Source organism: Sinorhizobium sp. CCBAU 05631, assembly GCF_002288505.1.
Lineage (GTDB): Bacteria > Pseudomonadota > Alphaproteobacteria > Rhizobiales > Rhizobiaceae > Sinorhizobium > Sinorhizobium fredii_C.
Window position 1 is genome coordinate 2,455,625 of record NZ_CP023063.1, and the last position, 16,432, is coordinate 2,472,056.

The 16,432-nt window shown below is 63.9% G+C and carries 17 protein-coding genes; 6 read left to right on the plus strand and 11 right to left on the minus strand.

Going from position 1 to position 16,432, the window contains the following annotated elements; all coding sequences use genetic code 11:
- Positions 1-5: 5 nt before the first annotated feature.
- The 5 genes from SS05631_RS12065 to SS05631_RS12085 all read left to right on the plus strand — a co-directional run bounded on the left by SS05631_RS12065 (position 6) and on the right by SS05631_RS12085 (position 3,837).
- Positions 6-953 (plus strand): hemin ABC transporter substrate-binding protein, encoded by a 948-nt coding sequence (locus tag SS05631_RS12065; RefSeq protein WP_037414679.1) that lies wholly within the window; start codon positions 6-8, stop codon positions 951-953.
- On the plus strand, positions 940-2,061 hold the full coding sequence (locus SS05631_RS12070) for an iron ABC transporter permease (RefSeq protein WP_037414677.1): 1,122 nt from the start codon (positions 940-942) through the stop codon (positions 2,059-2,061). Before SS05631_RS12065 ends, SS05631_RS12070 begins: the two co-directional genes overlap by 14 nt.
- A gap of 6 nt (positions 2,062-2,067) precedes the next feature.
- Positions 2,068-2,856, plus strand: coding sequence for a heme ABC transporter ATP-binding protein (locus SS05631_RS12075; protein ID WP_037414675.1), 789 nt, complete (start codon positions 2,068-2,070; stop codon positions 2,854-2,856).
- A gap of 142 nt (positions 2,857-2,998) precedes the next feature.
- Complete coding sequence (locus tag SS05631_RS12080; protein WP_037414666.1) at positions 2,999-3,361, plus strand: DUF883 family protein; 363 nt, start codon at positions 2,999-3,001, stop codon at positions 3,359-3,361.
- A gap of 44 nt (positions 3,362-3,405) precedes the next feature.
- The gene (locus SS05631_RS12085) at positions 3,406-3,837 is read left to right on the plus strand and encodes a hypothetical protein (protein WP_037414665.1); all 432 of its coding nucleotides are present in this window, start codon (positions 3,406-3,408) and stop codon (positions 3,835-3,837) included.
- A gap of 24 nt (positions 3,838-3,861) precedes the next feature.
- Here SS05631_RS12085 and SS05631_RS12090 read toward each other — a convergent pair whose 3' ends face one another.
- The 3 genes from SS05631_RS12090 to rsiA1 form a co-directional block, all read right to left on the minus strand.
- On the minus strand, positions 3,862-5,361 hold the full coding sequence (locus tag SS05631_RS12090) for an HWE histidine kinase domain-containing protein (RefSeq protein WP_037414663.1): 1,500 nt from the start codon (positions 5,359-5,361) through the stop codon (positions 3,862-3,864).
- Between the two features lie 147 nt (positions 5,362-5,508).
- Entirely contained in the window at positions 5,509-6,060 is a 552-nt protein-coding gene (locus SS05631_RS12095; RefSeq protein ID WP_037387615.1) for an RNA polymerase sigma factor, read from the minus strand.
- A gap of 8 nt (positions 6,061-6,068) precedes the next feature.
- The gene (gene rsiA1 / locus SS05631_RS12100; RefSeq protein ID WP_234819725.1) at positions 6,069-6,227 is read right to left on the minus strand and encodes a NepR family anti-sigma factor; all 159 of its coding nucleotides are present in this window, start codon (positions 6,225-6,227) and stop codon (positions 6,069-6,071) included.
- Positions 6,228-6,403: 176 nt separating this feature from the next.
- Between rsiA1 and SS05631_RS12105 the strand changes: the two genes are divergently transcribed.
- Positions 6,404-7,198, plus strand: coding sequence for a response regulator (locus SS05631_RS12105; protein WP_037414659.1), 795 nt, complete (start codon positions 6,404-6,406; stop codon positions 7,196-7,198).
- A 294-nt stretch (positions 7,199-7,492) separates the two neighbouring features.
- Here SS05631_RS12105 and SS05631_RS12110 read toward each other — a convergent pair whose 3' ends face one another.
- From SS05631_RS12110 to SS05631_RS12145, 8 genes are all read right to left on the minus strand, one after another.
- Positions 7,493-9,076, minus strand: a complete 1,584-nt coding sequence (locus SS05631_RS12110) for an FGGY-family carbohydrate kinase (RefSeq protein WP_037414657.1) — start codon at positions 9,074-9,076, stop codon at positions 7,493-7,495.
- A gap of 81 nt (positions 9,077-9,157) precedes the next feature.
- Positions 9,158-9,826 carry an HAD family hydrolase gene (locus SS05631_RS12115; protein ID WP_037414654.1) on the minus strand — a complete coding sequence of 223 codons (669 nt, stop codon included), beginning with the start codon at positions 9,824-9,826 and terminating at the stop codon, positions 9,158-9,160.
- A gap of 4 nt (positions 9,827-9,830) precedes the next feature.
- Positions 9,831-11,315 carry a mannitol dehydrogenase family protein gene (locus SS05631_RS12120; protein WP_037414653.1) on the minus strand — a complete coding sequence of 495 codons (1,485 nt, stop codon included), beginning with the start codon at positions 11,313-11,315 and terminating at the stop codon, positions 9,831-9,833.
- Positions 11,316-11,354: 39 nt separating this feature from the next.
- Positions 11,355-12,128: an L-iditol 2-dehydrogenase gene (locus SS05631_RS12125; RefSeq protein WP_037414652.1), complete on the minus strand. Its 774-nt coding sequence runs from the start codon at positions 12,126-12,128 to the stop codon at positions 11,355-11,357.
- On the minus strand, positions 12,125-13,126 hold the full coding sequence (locus SS05631_RS12130) for an ABC transporter ATP-binding protein (protein WP_037414647.1): 1,002 nt from the start codon (positions 13,124-13,126) through the stop codon (positions 12,125-12,127). Before SS05631_RS12130 ends, SS05631_RS12125 begins: the two co-directional genes overlap by 4 nt.
- An 11-nt stretch (positions 13,127-13,137) precedes the next feature.
- Entirely contained in the window at positions 13,138-13,968 is an 831-nt protein-coding gene (locus tag SS05631_RS12135; protein WP_037414645.1) for a carbohydrate ABC transporter permease, read from the minus strand.
- A gap of 4 nt (positions 13,969-13,972) precedes the next feature.
- Positions 13,973-14,845, minus strand: a complete 873-nt coding sequence (locus SS05631_RS12140) for a sugar ABC transporter permease (RefSeq protein WP_037414697.1) — start codon at positions 14,843-14,845, stop codon at positions 13,973-13,975.
- Between the two features lie 191 nt (positions 14,846-15,036).
- Positions 15,037-16,347 (minus strand): sugar ABC transporter substrate-binding protein, encoded by a 1,311-nt coding sequence (locus SS05631_RS12145; protein ID WP_037414644.1) that lies wholly within the window; start codon positions 16,345-16,347, stop codon positions 15,037-15,039.
- Positions 16,348-16,432 lie beyond the last annotated feature (85 nt).

The following is a 16,432-nucleotide window of genomic DNA, read 5'->3' on the forward strand; positions in this document are numbered from 1 at the left end:
AGGGGATGAACCGCTTCGACTTCCGTCGCCTGCGCCGCTGGGAATGGGCGCTCGCCGCCTTCGCGCTCTCGACGCCCTTTCTGCTGCCGGCGCTCGCGCCCGTTTCCTCGTCCCTCGTGCGCCCCGCAATGGCCGAGACGGTCGGGAAGCCGGACGCGTCTCGGATCGTTTCCATCGGCGGCGCGGTCACCGAGATCATCTATGCACTCGGGGAAGAAAACCGGCTCGTCGGCCGCGACTCGACCAGCACCTATCCCGAGGCGGCGGCGAAGCTCCCCAATGTCGGCTATATGCGGCAGTTGGCGCCAGAGGGCATCATCGCCGTCAACCCGGCGGCGATCGTCGCCATCGAAGGCAGCGGCCCGCCCGAGGCGCTTGCCGTGCTGAAGCAGGCGAACATTCCCTTCACGACGATTGGCGAGACCTATGACAAGGCGGGCATCCTTGCCAAGATACGCGCCGTCGGCGCCTTTCTCGGCGTGCCTGACAAGGCCGAAGCGCTCGTGAAATCCGTCGAGCAGGATCTGGACGACGCACTCGCCGACAGCGCCGCACGCCCGGAAAGCGAGCGCAAGCGGGTTCTCTTCATCCTCAGCACCCAGGACGGCAAGATCATGGCGTCGGGCACCGGCACGGCCGCAAGCGGCATCATCGAGCTTGCCGGCGCCGTCAATGCCGCCGGGAAGTTCCCCGGCTACAAGCCGCTGACCGACGAGGCGATCGTCGAGGCGAAGCCGGACGTCATTCTGATGATGGATCGGGGCGGCGCCCATGGGATGAGTGCCGACCAACTCTTCGCCCTTCCCGCCCTCAGCCTGACGCCGGCGGCGAAAAGCAAGGCACTGGTCCGCATGGATGGCTTGCATCTGCTCGGTTTCGGCCCGCGCACCGCAAGCGCGATCCGGGAACTGAACACCGCAATCTATGGAAAGAAGACCAATGCCTCGCAGTGAGGCGATGGACGGCGCGCGGGGGCCTGCCTTGGCTGCAAGGATCGTGCATGCGTGGCGGAAGGGCGACCGTTCCGGTCTGGCGCGCACACTTATTGCCGCCCTCGCAGCGCTTGCCGCCGCGACCTTCGCGACCTCGATCATGACGGGAGCCGCCGACGCTTCGCTTGGCAATGTCCTGCGATGGCTCGCCGGTGGCGCGTCCGGCGACCAGGCCCTGAGCATGCGCGATCGCATCATCATCCTCGATATCCGCCTGCCGCGCGCCGTGCTCGGCATGCTGGTCGGCGCCGCGCTCGCCGTTTCCGGCGTCGTCATGCAGGGACTGTTCCGCAATCCACTGGCCGACCCCGGTCTGGTCGGCGTGTCGTCCGGGGCGAGCCTCGGCGCCGTCCTGCTTATCGTCCTCGGCAGCACCACCTTCGGGCCGGTCTTTGCGCTCTTCGGCTTCTATGCGCTGCCGCTTGGCGCCTTTTGCGGCGGCCTTGCGACGACCATGCTCCTCTATCGCATCGCCACACGCAGCGGTCAGACCTCCGTGGCGACGATGCTGCTTGCCGGGATTGCGCTCGGCGCACTCGCCAGCGCGGTAACGGGCGTGCTCGTCTTCGTCGCCGACGACAAGCAGCTCCGCGATCTCACCTTCTGGGGGCTTGGTTCGCTGGCCGGCGCCAATTGGACGAAAATCCTTACCGCCGGGCCAATCATCCTCCTGTCGCTCTGTGTCGTCCCCTTCCTGGCGAGAGGCCTCAACGCGATCACCCTCGGCGAGGCGGCCGCCTTCCACATGGGCGTGCCAGTGCAGCGCCTCAAGAACATCGCCATTTTGAGCGTCGCCGCGGCGACCGGCGCATCTGTGGCGGTCAGCGGCGGTATCGGCTTTGTCGGCATCGTCGTGCCGCATCTGCTGCGGCTCGTCATCGGCCCGGATCACCGCTACCTTCTGCCAGCTTCGGCGCTGCTCGGCGGCACCATGCTGATCTTCGCCGACATGCTGGCCCGCACCATCGTTTCCCCCGCCGAACTGCCGATCGGCATCATCACCGCCTTCGTCGGGGCGCCGTTCTTCCTGTGGGTTCTGCTCCGCGGGCGCTCGAACATGGGACTTTGACCTAAGATGATCCGCGCCTCCGATCTCTCCGCCCGCCTCGCCGGCCGGCCCGTGCTCCACGGCGTCTCGTTCGAAGCCGTTCCGGGGAGAATGACGGCGATCGTCGGTCCGAACGGCTCCGGCAAGACGACGACCTTGAAGGCGATCTCCGGCGAGCTGCACCTGTCCAAGGGCAAGGTGACCATAAACAATCATGACATCGCCCGGCTGAAGCCCTTTGAACTCGCCCTGAAAAGAGGCGTCTTGCCGCAATCGACGGTCATCTCCTTTCCGTTCACGGTCCGGGAGATCGTTGGTCTGGGTCTGTCAACCGGCGGTGCCGATATCGCCGGCAGTGGCCGCACCGTCGATGAGGCGCTGGAAGCCGTCGACCTCGCCGGCTTTTCCGGCCGCCTTTACGAGGAGCTTTCGGGCGGCGAGCAGCAGCGCGTCCAGCTTGCCCGCGTGCTTTGCCAGATCGCCGCGCCGGTCGGCGACGGCGAGCCTCGTTACCTCCTGCTCGACGAGCCGGTCTCGAGCCTCGACATCCGCCACCAGCTGACCATCATGCAGCTGGCGCGCCAATTCTGCGAAGGCGGCGGCGGCGTCATCGCGGTGATGCACGACCTCAACCTGACCGCAATGTTTGCCGACCAGATGGTGATGATGAAGGCCGGCCGCATCCGCGCCCTCGGCACCCCGAAGGAGGTCCTCACCGACGAGACCATGGAAGCGGTCTTCGGATGCCGGATGCGGGTCGGCATCGCGCCGGCACGCGATGTCCCCTTCGTTCTGCCGCAAACGGCATCGCTTTGACCTCGGCGCTGAGAGCAACGTCAAGATTTATCGAAACAAATTCCTCCCTCATGCGTTGATCCCCGGCGTGCCACGTCCGGTGCGCCGCCGAGAATGCGCCGGCCTTCAGCCGGCATCGCAGCGAAGCGAAGGGAGCGACAGGATGGCCACGGGTCTCTTTTCAGGTTCAGGCAGCAGGAAGCGCAACGGCGGTGCGGTCGATGCATCGATCGAGGACCAGCTTCATGATCTTCGGGAAGACGTTGCGCAACTGATGGCGCTGATCGCCGATCGGGGTGAGGCGGCCTCGCGAGAAGCCAAAGCTAAAGCGCGCAGCACCCGCAAGCAAGCCGAATCGGAGTTGCAGGACCTGCTGGAGAGCGGTGAGGAGCTGCTGTCGGATCTGCGCGGCCGCTATGCGGACACGGAAAAACAGGTCCGCCGCGCGGTGCGCGAACATCCGCTCGCCACGCTCGGCGCCGCAGCGGCAATCGGCCTGATCGCTGCAGCCCTTCTGCGCCGCTAGCGGGCTTCGGCGCTTTCGGCGTGTTGTGAAGGGGAGACAATGGCATGCAGTCCCTAGGCGCCGTTCTCACCGCCTTGCTTGCAGTCGATTTCGGTGCCGCGGCCTCGCGCTTCAAGCGCAATGCGGCTCTATGGGGGATCGTCGCGGTGCTTCTCGTCACCGCCTATGTTTTCGCCCTCGTGGCGATCGCACTCGTTCTCGCCGAGTATTATTCGCCAATCATCGCCTCTGTAGCGATCGCCGTGGCGCTTCTGGCAGTCGCCCTGATCATTGTCGCGCTCATGGCTGTACGAAACGCACGCGACCGGCGTCTCGTCGACGAACGGCGTCGCCGCTCCTTGCTTCAGACGAACCTGGCACTTGCCGCGGCGACCAGCATCCTGCGTAAGCAGCCGCTGATCGGCGTCGGTACGGCGATCGCCGTAGGACTCCTGCTTGGGCTCGGCAAAGGGCGGCGGCGCAGCGACCGCCGTTGATTTCCGGCGCGCCCAACGGTTATCTCAGAGCGGCAGGCGGATCAGCGCGGTAACGCCGGCCGGCAGATACTCGACCTTTACGGAACTGCCGATAATCTTGTCGAGGCTCCGCTCGATCAGCAGCGAGCCGAAGCCGCGCCGGCGCGGTTCCCGGACCGGCGGTCCGCCGACTTCCGTCCAGGTCAAATGCAGCACGGCACTGCCTTCCTCGACGACGCTGCGCGCCGTCAGCACGATCTTGCCTTTTGGTACGGAGAGCGACCCGTATTTCACGGCATTGGTCGCCAGCTCGTGCAGCACCAGGCCGAGACCAACCGCCTGGTCCGGTCCGAGCAGGACTTCGTCCTTGTGGATCTCCACCTGCTCGGCATAGTCGCTGACATAGGGTTTCAGCTGCTTGGAAATCAGCTCCGCAAGGCGGATCGTCCCCCATTCGTAGTCCGAAAGCAGCCCATGCGCCTCGGAGATCGCCTGTAGCCGGCCCGCGAAGGCGGTCATGAACTCGGCCGGGTCACTCGTCTGACGAAGGGTCTGGCGCGCCAGTGATTGCAGCATTGCCAGCGTGTTCTTGACCCGGTGGTTCAATTCCTTCAGCAGCAGCCTCGTCCGCTGCACGGACGCCTGCTGTTCGGAGACGTCGATGGTCATGCCGAGAAAGGTCAGCGCCATACCTCTGCTGTCGCGATCGTGCACCCGGCCTCGGCCGAGCAGCCAGCGCCCGTTCGCCCGAATCCGGAACATGCCGTCATATTCCTCGTTGGCAGCCATCGCCTGCCTGAGCTTCGAGAAGGTTGCACCTCGGTCGTCCGGATGGATCGCGCCGAAGACCGCCTTGGCGGTCAGGGTCCGTTCCGGCGGCAGGCCGAACATGCGCATCATCGCACCGTTGCCCGCCACGGTTCCGGAGCGGATATCCCAGAGCCAGCTGCCGACATTGGCGGCGTCGAGCGCCATGGCGAGCCGCTGTTCTTCGCGCGATAGCGCGGCCTCCTTCAGCGCACGCCGACGCGCCTCGTCCTTCAACTTGAGGAGCGACGCAGCCGCGTCGGCGATTTCCTGCAACGCATCGAGCTGTTTCGCCGCGATTTCGGCGCGGGGTGTTCCATCCAGCACGCAGACGGTGCCCACCGCCTGCCCTCCGAGAACGATCGGAGCGCCTGCATAGAAACGCAAGAAAGGTGCTTGCGCGACCTTTCGATTGTGCCGCAAAACCGGGTGGGCCGACGCGTCGAGCACGAGAAACGGGCCACGGTCGCCGATCGCATGGGCGCAGAAGGACTCCTCGGTGCGCGCCCGAGTTTCCGTCGTCCCGACAGCCGCCTTAAACCATTCCCATTCGTGATCGACGAGCGTGACAAGGGCGATCGGCGCGTCGAACAGACTGGCGGCGAGCCTGGCCAGCGGTTCGAAGTCGCTGTCGGCGACCGTCATGTCCGGTGCGGCCGCATGCAGGACACTGAGCCGCTCGCGCGAACCAAGCGTGTCAGCCACTGCGGGAAGCATTGCGTCTGCCCTCTCGTGCATTCGGCCCGAACTCCAATCCCGCTCCCGCCGGCAAGACCGATTGGGAATTATGCGACAATTCCAGAGGCTGCCGCAATCCTTGCTTCGAGTAAACGCGCATAGCAAAGCAGAAATAAGGAAGGAAGTGCCGAGGGCGATGAGGGTCTGTCAGGACACGAAGGCACGCGAAGTAATGGGCGCCGAGGTCTCGTCCGGCCCATAGTCGTTCTCGCCCTTGATCTGGAGGATCTCCTGGAGGCGCTGGCGTGCACGGTTGACGCGGCTCTTGATCGTGCCGAGCGCGCAACCGCATATCGTCGCGGCCTCTTCGTAAGAGAAGCCAGAAGCGCCGACGAGAATGATCGCCTCGCGCTGGTCCGGCGGCAATTGGTCGAGGGCGCGGCGGAAATCCTGCAGGTCGAGCGATCCGTATTGCTCCGGATGGTGCGCCAGCGTTTCCGTGAAATGACCGTCGCTATCCTGGATCTCACGGCCGCGCTTGCGCATCTGGCTATAGAGTTCGTTGCGCAGGATGGTGAAGAGCCAGGCTTTCATGTTGGTGCCCATCTCGAAGTGGTCCTGCTTGGCCCAAGCCTTCATGATGGTGTCCTGCACGAGATCGTCGGCCCGGTCGTGGCGGCCGATCAACGACATGGCGAAAGCGCGGAGGCTCGGCAGCGCCGCAAGCATCTCACGCTTGAACTCTTGATTTTCCGACATTCCGGCGCTCACTCCTTGCCATCCAGCATGGATCGTTGTTCCACGGCCTCAAGTTTTTCCAGAAGGTCGAGGAAGCGAGCCGGAATTCCCTCCTCCTGTACCGAAAGATAAAGCGCTTTGAGCTTCGCCGCGATCTGCGCATTCGGATCGTCAGACTTCGGACGCATGCTCACCGTCCGCCCTGCCCCTGAATTATATCTCATCGTATGACTGCCGCCCTAGAAACTTCGCCTGCCCCATAACGCGACGAAAAAATGAAATGTTCCACTCCGGAACCTTTTTTTCCTCGGCACGTTTCCGCAGCGGAACAAAGATCAAAAGACACGGATTGAGGGAGTCCTGCATGACATTGTCCACCCGCATCGCGCCATTTCTTCCCTATCTGCGCCGCTATTCGCGCGCTTTGACCGGATCTCAGACATCCGGGGACGCCTATGTCGCAGCGGTGCTCGAAGCGCTGATCGCCGACACTTCCATTTTCCCCGAGGCCAGCAGCGACAGAGTCGCGCTGTTTCGCCTCTTCACCTCGCTCTTCGGCTCCTCGTCGGTGCTCGTCCCGGAACCCGTCTCGCCGTTTGCCTGGGAGCAGCGCGCCTCCGTCAATCTTGGGGCCGTGTCGCCGGTCGCCCGCCAGGCGTTCCTGCTCGTCTCGGTCGAGGGCTTTACGCCCCAGGAGGCCGCGGAAGTTCTCGACGTCGACACCGCCAAGCTCACCTCGCTGCTCGACCGCGCCTCGCAGGAGATTTCGCGCCAGGTGGCGACCGACATCATGATAATCGAGGACGAGCCGCTGATCGCCATTGATATCGAGCAGATGGTCGAAAGTCTCGGCCATCGGGTGACAGGCATCGCGCGGACCAAGGACGAAGCCATCGCTCTCTTCAAGACGGCCGAACCGGGAATGGTGCTCGCCGATATCCAGCTCGCCGACGGCAGTTCCGGCATCGATGCGGTCAACGAAATCCTCAAGACCAGTGCCGTGCCGGTGATTTTCATTACCGCTTTCCCTGAGCGGCTGCTGACCGGCGAAAGGCCCGAACCGACATTTCTTGTGACGAAGCCTTTCAACCCCGAAATGGTCAAGGCGCTGATCAGCCAGGCACTGTTCTTCAATGAATCGACCAAGGCTGCCGCTTAGGGTCAATTCCTCGCTGAAACAGACGCCCTGCCGGAGCAAACTTCGGCAGGGCGTCCGCGTACCTGGGCGGCGTCACACGAGGCAGGGCTCATTTGGAAATCCGGAATTCAGAAGCAAAACAGCCAGTGCCGAGGGAAGGGCACTGGCTGAGGTTATGCAACTCACTGAGGGGGATGTGAGTTGGCAACCGGCGGTATGCCTCCGACGTCACATTGGGGGCGATGTGCGTCACCGCTCGGCTATACGCAATAATCCGCGAGCGAGAAAAAGGTTCCGCGATAAGCGAAGATTCAGCTATTCGATCGATTCCAGTTCGGCGCGGTGGCGATAGAGCGCCAGCAAGCGGCGATAGTCGCGGTCGTAGAAATCCTGCAGGGCCGGATTCGGACGCCTCTCCTGTCCGCCCGAGGCCATGGCATCCCCCGCATGCGCAAGGTCGGGATAGAGGTTGCCGGCCACGGCCGCGGCCATGGCCGTCCCGAGCAGAACGGCATCCGGCGCGTCGGGCACGACCACCCGGCAGCCGGTCGCGTCGGAGTAAAGCTCCATCAGTAGCGGATTGCGCACGTGGCCGCCGGTGACGTGCAGCGTATCGAGGTCGTAGCCCGCCTCCTTCATCATCTCGAGAATGTGGCGGATGCCGAGCGCGATGGCGACGCAGGTCCGCCAATAGAGGCGGCAAAGCGCGTCGAAAGAGCAATCGAGCGCCAAGCCGCTAATCACGCCGAGCGCATGCGGATCGGCAAGCGGCGAGCGATTGCCGTGGAAATCAGGAAGAACGTGCAGCCGGTCGGCGAAGCCGTGGCCATGCTCGGCGCGCAGTTCCTGGACGCGCTCGATGATCTTCTTGTGGGTTTCGGTCGTCGGCTCCAGCCCGCCGCCATGCAGCCGGACGACATGGTCGAGCAGCGCGCCCGTCGCCGATTGGCCGCCCTCGATAAGCCAGAGGCCGGGCAGCACCGCCTCGAAATAGGGCCCCCACATGCCGTAACCCGGCTTCATCTCCTTCGAGAAGGCGACGATGCAGCTAGACGTGCCGGCGATCAGCGCCAGCTGGCGCTCGAGCTTCGCCGTATCGCCGGCGAATCCTCCGAGCACACCGAGCGCGCCGGCATAGGCGTCGATTAAGCCCGGCGCGACCCGGCATTCGGTATCGAGGCCGAGGTCGGCGGTCGCGGTCGGCGTCAGTTTCCCCACGGCGCGCTCCACCGGCAGCGTCTCCTCGGGCAGGCCGCCGCGCGTCAGAAGGTCTTCGAGACCGATCCGCTCGAGATAGTCCTGCTGCCAGCCGCGTTCCTTGTGCGCGAGATAGTTCCATTTAGCCGTGAGCGTGCAGCGCGACCGCGCCGTGTTTCCCGTTGCCCGCCAGGACATATAATCCGCCAGGTCGAAGAAATAGCCTGCCCTCTCCCATTGATGCGGCAGATTTTTCTTCAGCCACATCAGCTTCGGCATCTCCATTTCCGGCGACATCACCCGGCCCGAATGATCGAGCACCGGATGCCTGGTCGCCGTACAGAAATCCGCCTCCGCAAGCGCCCGGTGGTCGAGCCAGACGATCGTGTCCCAGCGTGGCTCGCCCCGCCGATTGACCGAAAGCGGCGCGCCGTCACGGTCGCGGACCACCAGCGAGCAGGTGGCATCGAAGCCGATTGCCGCAACGCTCTCGGCGCCTATACCCGCCCTTTCGCGCGCCGCCCGCACCGCTTCGCAGACGGCCGCCCAGATATCCTCGGAATCGTGCTCGGCATGGTTCTCCTCGGGCCGGTTCATGGCAATGGCCCGGTCGGCACGCGCAAGAAGCGCACCCTTCCTGTCGAAGATGCCAGCGCGCGCACTGCCGGTTCCTATATCGACCGCCACGACATATTCGCGCATCAATGGATGACCCCGTCCCGAGATGATGATGGATTTTCAGTGTGCCTGAAGAGCGCGCCGGGCCGCTCCACCCTGCCCTGCCTATTGACGGACAAACTGTACCAATTCGCCCATGTCGTCAAACAGGAGGTCCGGCCCGAGACCGGCGAGCAGCTGCCGATGCCGCTCGCTGCGGGCGTGGCTGGCGCCCGCAAACGCAAAGACCCGCATGCCCGCCGCCTTGGCCGCCTCGATGCCAGCCGCACTGTCCTCGACGACGATGCAATCGGCCGGCGCGTAGCCCATTTCAGCACTCGCATGCAGGAACAGGTCCGGCGCCGGCTTGCCGTGCGTCACCATGGTGGCGCTGAAGATATGCGGCTCGAAAAGGTCGGCAAGGCCGGTCACGCTCAGCGACAGACGAATGCGCTCCGGCTGGCTTGAAGAGGCGACGCAGCAGGCCGCGTCCAGCTGCTCGACGGCCTCACGTATGCCGGGAATCGGCTTCAACTCCTGGCGGAAACGCGCATAGAGCCGCGTCCGCATCGCTTCGAGAAATGCGTGGTCGGTCGCAAGGCCGTAGTCGTCATGAAGGATTGCCGACATGCTCTGGAGGCTGCGGCCTAGGAAGCGCTCGCTCGCCTCCTCCGTTGACATCGAAACGCCGGCGGCCGCCAATGAATCCACCAGCACGCTGAGCGAGATCGGTTCGCTGTCCACAAGCACGCCGTCGCAGTCGAAGATGACCAGTCTGGAGGCGTGCCCCGCCATCGCGCTATTCTCCGAGTTTATCGTCCAGATAAAGTTGCAGCGTGGCGCGCGTACCCTTTTCCCAAAGTGTTTTCAAGGCATGGGCAAAGCGGCGGCGGAAAAGATCAGAGTGGGCGACATCGCCGAAAATATCGGAAAGCGCGAGGAAGGCCATCGGATCGTCCTTCGCCGCAAGCGCTGCCGCCTGCAAACGATCGGCGTTGGCGTCGTTGAAGACGATCGCCTTGCCGCTGTCGGACGTGCCGGCGAAATAACGGCACCAGAGTGCGGAGACAAGAGACAGGCCCACCACGTCCTCGCCGCGCCGCAGGCGATCGGCCGTCGACGGCAGGATGAATTTCGGCTGCCGGTTCGAGCCGTCCTGTGCCAGTCGGGCTACCGTGTCGCCGATCTTCGGGTTGGCGAACCGTGTTTCGATCAGCTTGCAATAGTCCCTCAGGTCCGTATCCGGTACCGGCGGAATGACCGGGATGATCTCCTCGTGCTCGAGCTTCGCCAGGAAGGCGCGGATCAGCGGCTCCTCCATCGCGTCGTGGACGAAATGAATGTCGAGCAGCGCCGCCGGATAGGCGATTGCCGCGTGGCCGCCGTTGAGGATGCGGATCTTCATGTGCTCATAGGGTGCGACATCCGGGACGAACTGCACCCCAACCTCTTCGAGCGCCGGGCGGCCTTGCGGGAAATTGTCCTCCAGCACCCATTGCTTGAACTCTTCGCAAAAAACCGGCCAGGCATCGTCGATGCCGTAGTCAGAGGCGACGATGCCGATCTCGCGCGGGCCCGTCGCCGGCGTGATCCGGTCGACCATGCCGTTCGGAAAGGCGACATTGGCATCGATCCAGTCGGCGAAGGCCGGATCCGACAGGCGGGCGAGGCCGGACACGGCCGCATGGGTAACTTCGCCATTGCCGGGAATATTGTCGCAGGACATGACGGTGAAAGGCGGAACGCCGCGCGCCCTGCGCTCGGCAAGGCCGGCCAGGATGAGCCCGAACACCGTCTTCGGCGATGCCGGGTTGCGAGCGTCCTCGGCGATCGCCGGGTGGCCAGGGTTGAACTCGCCCGAGGCCGGGTCGATGAAGTAGCCGCCCTCGGTGATCGTCAGCGAAACGATGCGAATGTGCGGACTGGCCAGTTGCGCGACGATGGCCGGAATATCGCCCGGTTTCAGATAGGCAATCATCGCGCCGGTGACATGCGCGCCGGTGCGGTTGTTGTCCTGCTCGACCACCGTGGTCAGAAAATCCTGCGCCTCGAGCTTGGCGCGCATGACCTCGTCCGACGGCAGGACGCCGGCACCGATGATCGCCCAATCGTGGTCGCGCCCGAGATTGAAGAGATCGTCGAGGTAGACGGCCTGATGGGCGCGATGGAAGTTTCCGACGCCGAAATGGACGATCCCGGCGCGCAGATCGTGCCGGTCATAGTTCGGGACGCCGGCCTTGGCCCTGATGACGTCGAGTGCGGCAAGCGAGAGTTTGGTCGTCATTCTATCGTTCCTTTCGAGCACCCGTCCTTGGACGAAGCCTCAGCTCATCCATTGGCCGCCGTCGACGTTGTAGGTCTGCGCCACCACGTAGTCGCTTTCGGAAGAAGCGAGAAAGATTGCCATGCCGGTCAAGTCCTCGGCTGTGCCCATGCGCCCATAGGGAACGGCCTCGCCCACCAGACGCTTCTTCTCGCCGAGAGGCCGGTTCTCGTACTTCGCGAAGAGCGCGTCGACACCATCCCAATGCTCGCCCTCGACGACGCCCGGAGCGATGGCGTTCACATTGATGCGGTGCTTGATGAGATCGAGGCCGGCGGATTGGGTGAGGCTGATGACCGCCGCCTTGGTCGCGCAGTAGACCGCGACCAGCGCCTCACCCCGCCGCCCCGCCTGGCTTGCCATATTGATGATCTTGCCGCCCCGCCCCTGCCCGATCATCTGCTTCGCCGCCGCCTGCAGCGTGAAGAGCGTGCCGGCGACGTTGATCGAGAAAAGCCGCTCATAGCTTGCGCGCGTGATCTCGACGATCGGCGCAAGGTCGAACAGCGCGGCATTGTTGACCAGGATGTCGAGACCGCCGGCTTGGCGGACGACCGTGGCGATCGCCGCATCGATCGAATCCTGCCGGGTGACATCCATCTCCACCGCGTAGGCCGCCGGTCCGATCTCCGAGGCCGTCTGTCTTGCGCGCTCGACATTGATATCGGCGATCGCCACGGTGGCGCCTTCGCGCACATAGGCCTCCGCGAAGGCGCGGCCGATTCCCCGCGCCGATCCGGTGATCAGTACGCTTTTTCCTTCAAGACGTTTCATCGAATTGCCAGCCCTTTTTCATCGAATCTGTGCAGGCGCTGCGGGTCCGGCGTTAGGAAGACCCGGTCGCCATGCGTGACGGCAAAATCGCCGCTGACGCGCGCCGTCATCGTGCCGATGCCGTCGGCGTTCACATGCAGGAAGGTATCGGAGCCGAGATGCTCGGCCACGCCGACCGTGCCCTGCCATGTGCCGTGGTCCTTCGACAGCACCAAGTGCTCCGGGCGGACACCGATCGTATGGGCCTGATGGCTGGCCGCCGGGCCGCCGGAAATGAAATTCATCTTCGGCGAGCCGATGAAGCCGGCGACAAAAAGATTGTCGGGCCGGTGGTAGAGCTCGAGCGGCGAGCCGACCTGCTCGATGCGGCCGCGGTTCAAGACGACGATCTTGTCGGCCATCGTCATGGCCTCCACCTGGTCGTGGGTCACGTAGATCATCGTCGTCTTCAGTTGCTGGTGCAGCTGGCTGATCTCGAGCCGCATGTTGACGCGCAGCGCCGCGTCGAGGTTCGAAAGCGGCTCGTCGAACAGGAAGGCCTCCGGCTGGCGCACGATCGCCCGGCCGATCGCCACGCGCTGGCGCTGGCCGCCGGAGAGCTGGCGCGGCTTGCGGTCGAGATAGTCGGTGAGGTTCAAAACGCGGGCGGCGTCGGCCACCTTCTTGTCGATCACCGCTTTGTCCTCGCCCGCCATCTTCAAAGGGAAGGCGATGTTGGCGCGGACGCTCATATGCGGATAGAGCGCGTAGGACTGGAACACCATCGACAGGCCGCGCTTGGCCGGCGGCAATTCGGTGGCGTTCTTGCCATCGATGACGATGGCGCCGTCGCTGACATCCTCGAGGCCGGCAATCAGCCGCAGAAGCGTCGACTTGCCGCAGCCCGAAGGGCCGACGAAGACAACGAACTCGCCGTCATTGATGTCGAGGTCGATCGACGGGATCACGGCATGGGCGCCGAAGACCTTCGAGACGTTCTTGAGTGTGATGCTTCCCATGAGTCTGACCCTTATTTGACCGCGCCGAAGGTGAGGCCGCGCACAAGCTGCTTCTGCGAGAACCAGCCGAGAATGAGGATGGGGGCGATCGCCATCGTCGAGGCCGCCGACAGCTTCGCGTAGAACAGGCCTTCAGGGCTCGAATAGGAGGCGATGAAGGCGGTGAGCGGCGCCGCTTTGGCCGCACTGAGATTCAAGGTCCAGAACGCCTCGTTCCAGGCGAGGATGATGTTCAGGAGCAGCGTCGAGGCAATGCCCGGTATCGCCATCGGCGTCAGCACATAGATGATCTCCTTGGCAAGCGAAGCGCCATCCATGCGCGCCGCTTCGAGGATCTCGCCCGGGATTTCCTTGAAATAGGTGTAGAGCATCCAGATGATGATCGGCAGGTTGATGAGCGTCAGCACCATCACCAGCCCGGTGCGGGTGTCGAGCAGCCCCGTGTTGCGGAAGATCAGATACATAGGCACCAGCACGCCGACCGGCGGCATCATCTTGGTGGAGAGCATCCACATCAGGACGTCCTTGGTTCGCTTGGTCGGTGCGAAGGCCATGGCCCAGGCCGAAGGAATGGCGATCACCAGGCCGAGCAGCGTCGAGCCGAAAGAGACCACCACCGAGTTCATGAAGTGCTTGAAGTAGTCCGAGCGGCTCTGCACCTCGAAATAGTTCTCGGTCGTCCAATCGAAGAACAGGAAGGCGGGCGGCGAGGCGATCGCCTGCGCCTCCGTCTTGAAGCTCGTCAGGAAGGTCCAGAGGATCGGGAAGAAGATCAGGATGCCGACCGTCCAGGCCAGGGCAGTGGTGACCAGTTTGCGCTGGGTCGAGACATTGCGTGCCATGATATCAAGCCTCCAGCGTCTTGCCGATCATGCGCATCAGGAAGAATGCGACGATATTGGCGAGAATGACCGCGATGATGCCGCCGGCGGACGCGCCGCCCACGTCGAACTGCAGCAGCGCCTGGGCATAGACCAGGAAGGTGAGATTGGTGCTCTGCGTGCCGGGGCCGCCATTGGTGGTGACGAGGATTTCGGCGAAGACCGAAAGCAGGAAGATCGTCTGGATCAGGATGACGACGGTGATCGCGCGCGAAAGATGCGGCAGGACGAGATAGATGAACCGGCTCCAAGCGCCGGCGCCGTCCATCTGCGCTGCCTCCTTCTGCTCCTCGTCGAGCGACTGCAGCGCCGTCAGCAGAATGAGCGTCGCGAAGGGCAGCCATTGCCAGGCGACGATCAGGATGATCGAGAAGAGCGGCGCATTGGCGAGAAAATCGAACGGCTGCAGGCCGACGAGCTTGGCAAGCCAGGCGAAGAGCCCGTTGACCGGGTTCATGAACATGTTCTTCCAGACGAGCGCCGCGACCGTCGGCATGATCAGGAAAGGCGCGATCACCAGGATCCGCACGATCCCCTGCCCGAACATCGGCTGGTCGAGCAGCAGCGCCAGGGCGATGCCGCCGACGACGGTGATGAAGAGCACGCCGAGCACGATTGCGAGCGTGTTGAAGACCGCCTGGAAGAAGGCTGGATCGGTCAGAAAATAGGTGTAATTGGTGAGGCCTGCGAACTCCTCCATTCCCGGCATCAGCAGATTGTAGCGCAGGAGCGAGAAGTAGATCGTCAGCGCCAGCGGCACAATCATCCAGGCCAGAAGCAGAAGCACCGACGGTGCGATCATCAGCCGCGCGGCGGAGCGGGTATGCAAGGTCGCCATGGCGTCCCCCATGTGGTCTCAACGGTGTTCCAAGAAGAGGCAGGCGCATCGTGCCTGCCGAACGCGCGCCCATCGGCAAAAAAGACAGAGCGGGACGCGGGTGAAGGCGGGGTTCGCCCCTCCCTCGTCCCGCTCTGGAGGTGGCCGGGGCGCCTGCCGTTTCCGAACGGCGCCCCGGCCCCTTGGGAGCCTCACTTAATGTAGCCGGCCTTGGTCATCTCGCGTGTGGTCAGCTGCTGCGCGCTGGCGAGCGCCTGATCGACGCTCATCTGGCCGGCGAGCGCGGCCGAGAACACCTGGCCGACCGCCGTGCCAAGACCCTGGAATTCCGGGATCGCCACGAACTGCACGCCGACATAGGGCACTGGCTTCACTGCCGGGTTCTTCGGGTCGGCGGCGTTGATCGAGTCGAGCGTCATTTTCGCAAACGGCGCCGCCTTCTGGTATTCCGGGTTCTCGTAGAGGGAGGTGCGGGTGCCGGGAGGCACGTTCGCCCAGCCTTCCTTCTCGGCGACAAGCTTCAGATAGTCCTTGCCGGTTGCCCAGGCGATGAACTTCTGCGCCGCTTCCGCCTTCTGCGAACCCGCCGGGACGGCAAGGTTCCAGGCCCAGAGCCAGTTGCCGCGCTTGCCGAGGCCGGTATCCGGGGCGAGCGCAAAGCCGACCTTGTCGGCGACCGTCGACTCGTGCGGGTTGGTCACGAAGGAGGCCGCCACCGTGGCGTCGATCCACATGCCGCATTTACCGGTCTGGAACAGCGACAGGTTTTCGTTGAAGCCGTTGGAGGAGGCGCCGGGCGGGCCGGCATCGTTCATCAGCTTGACGTAGAAGTCGAGCGCGTTCTTCCACTCCGGCTGGTCGAACTGCGGCTTCCAGTTCTCGTCGAACCAGCGCGCTCCGAAGGCGTTGGCCGTCGCCGTAAGGAAGGCCATGTTCTCGCCCCAGCCCGCCTTGCCGCGCAGGCAGATGCCGTAGATCTCATTGTTCTTGTCGGTGATCTTGCGCGCCGCGTCCGCGATGAACTCCCAGGTCGGCGCCTCAGGCATGGTGAGGCCGGCCTTCTCAAACAGGTCCTTGCGGTACATGACCATCGAGCTCTCGCCGTAGAACGGCGCGGCATAGAGCTTGCCGTCGATGGTCAGACCGCTGCGGATCGCCGGCAAGAGGTCGTCGACGTCGTAGTCGGCACCGAGGTTGTCGAGCGGCAGGAGCCAGCCCTGCTTGGCCCAGATCGGCACTTCGTAGGTGCCGATCGTCATGATGTCGTACTGGCCACCCTTGGTGGCGATGTCGGTCGTGACGCGCTGGCGCAGCACGTTTTCCTCGAGCGTCACCCACTCGAGCTGAATGTCCGGGTTTTTCGACGTGAACGCGTCCGTCAGCTTCTGCATCCGGATCATATCGCCGTTATTCACGGTCGCGATGGTCAGGGTCTCTGCTTGGGCCAGGCCTGCCAAAGCGACTGCCGAGCACGTGCCCAGCAGGAAAGTTCTCAAATTCATCGACTTCCTCCCAGAAGAAATTGAGCATTTGCTTTGCTCGTGGGCAATTACTCACCCATTGGCAAAAAAAGTCAATGCGCATTCG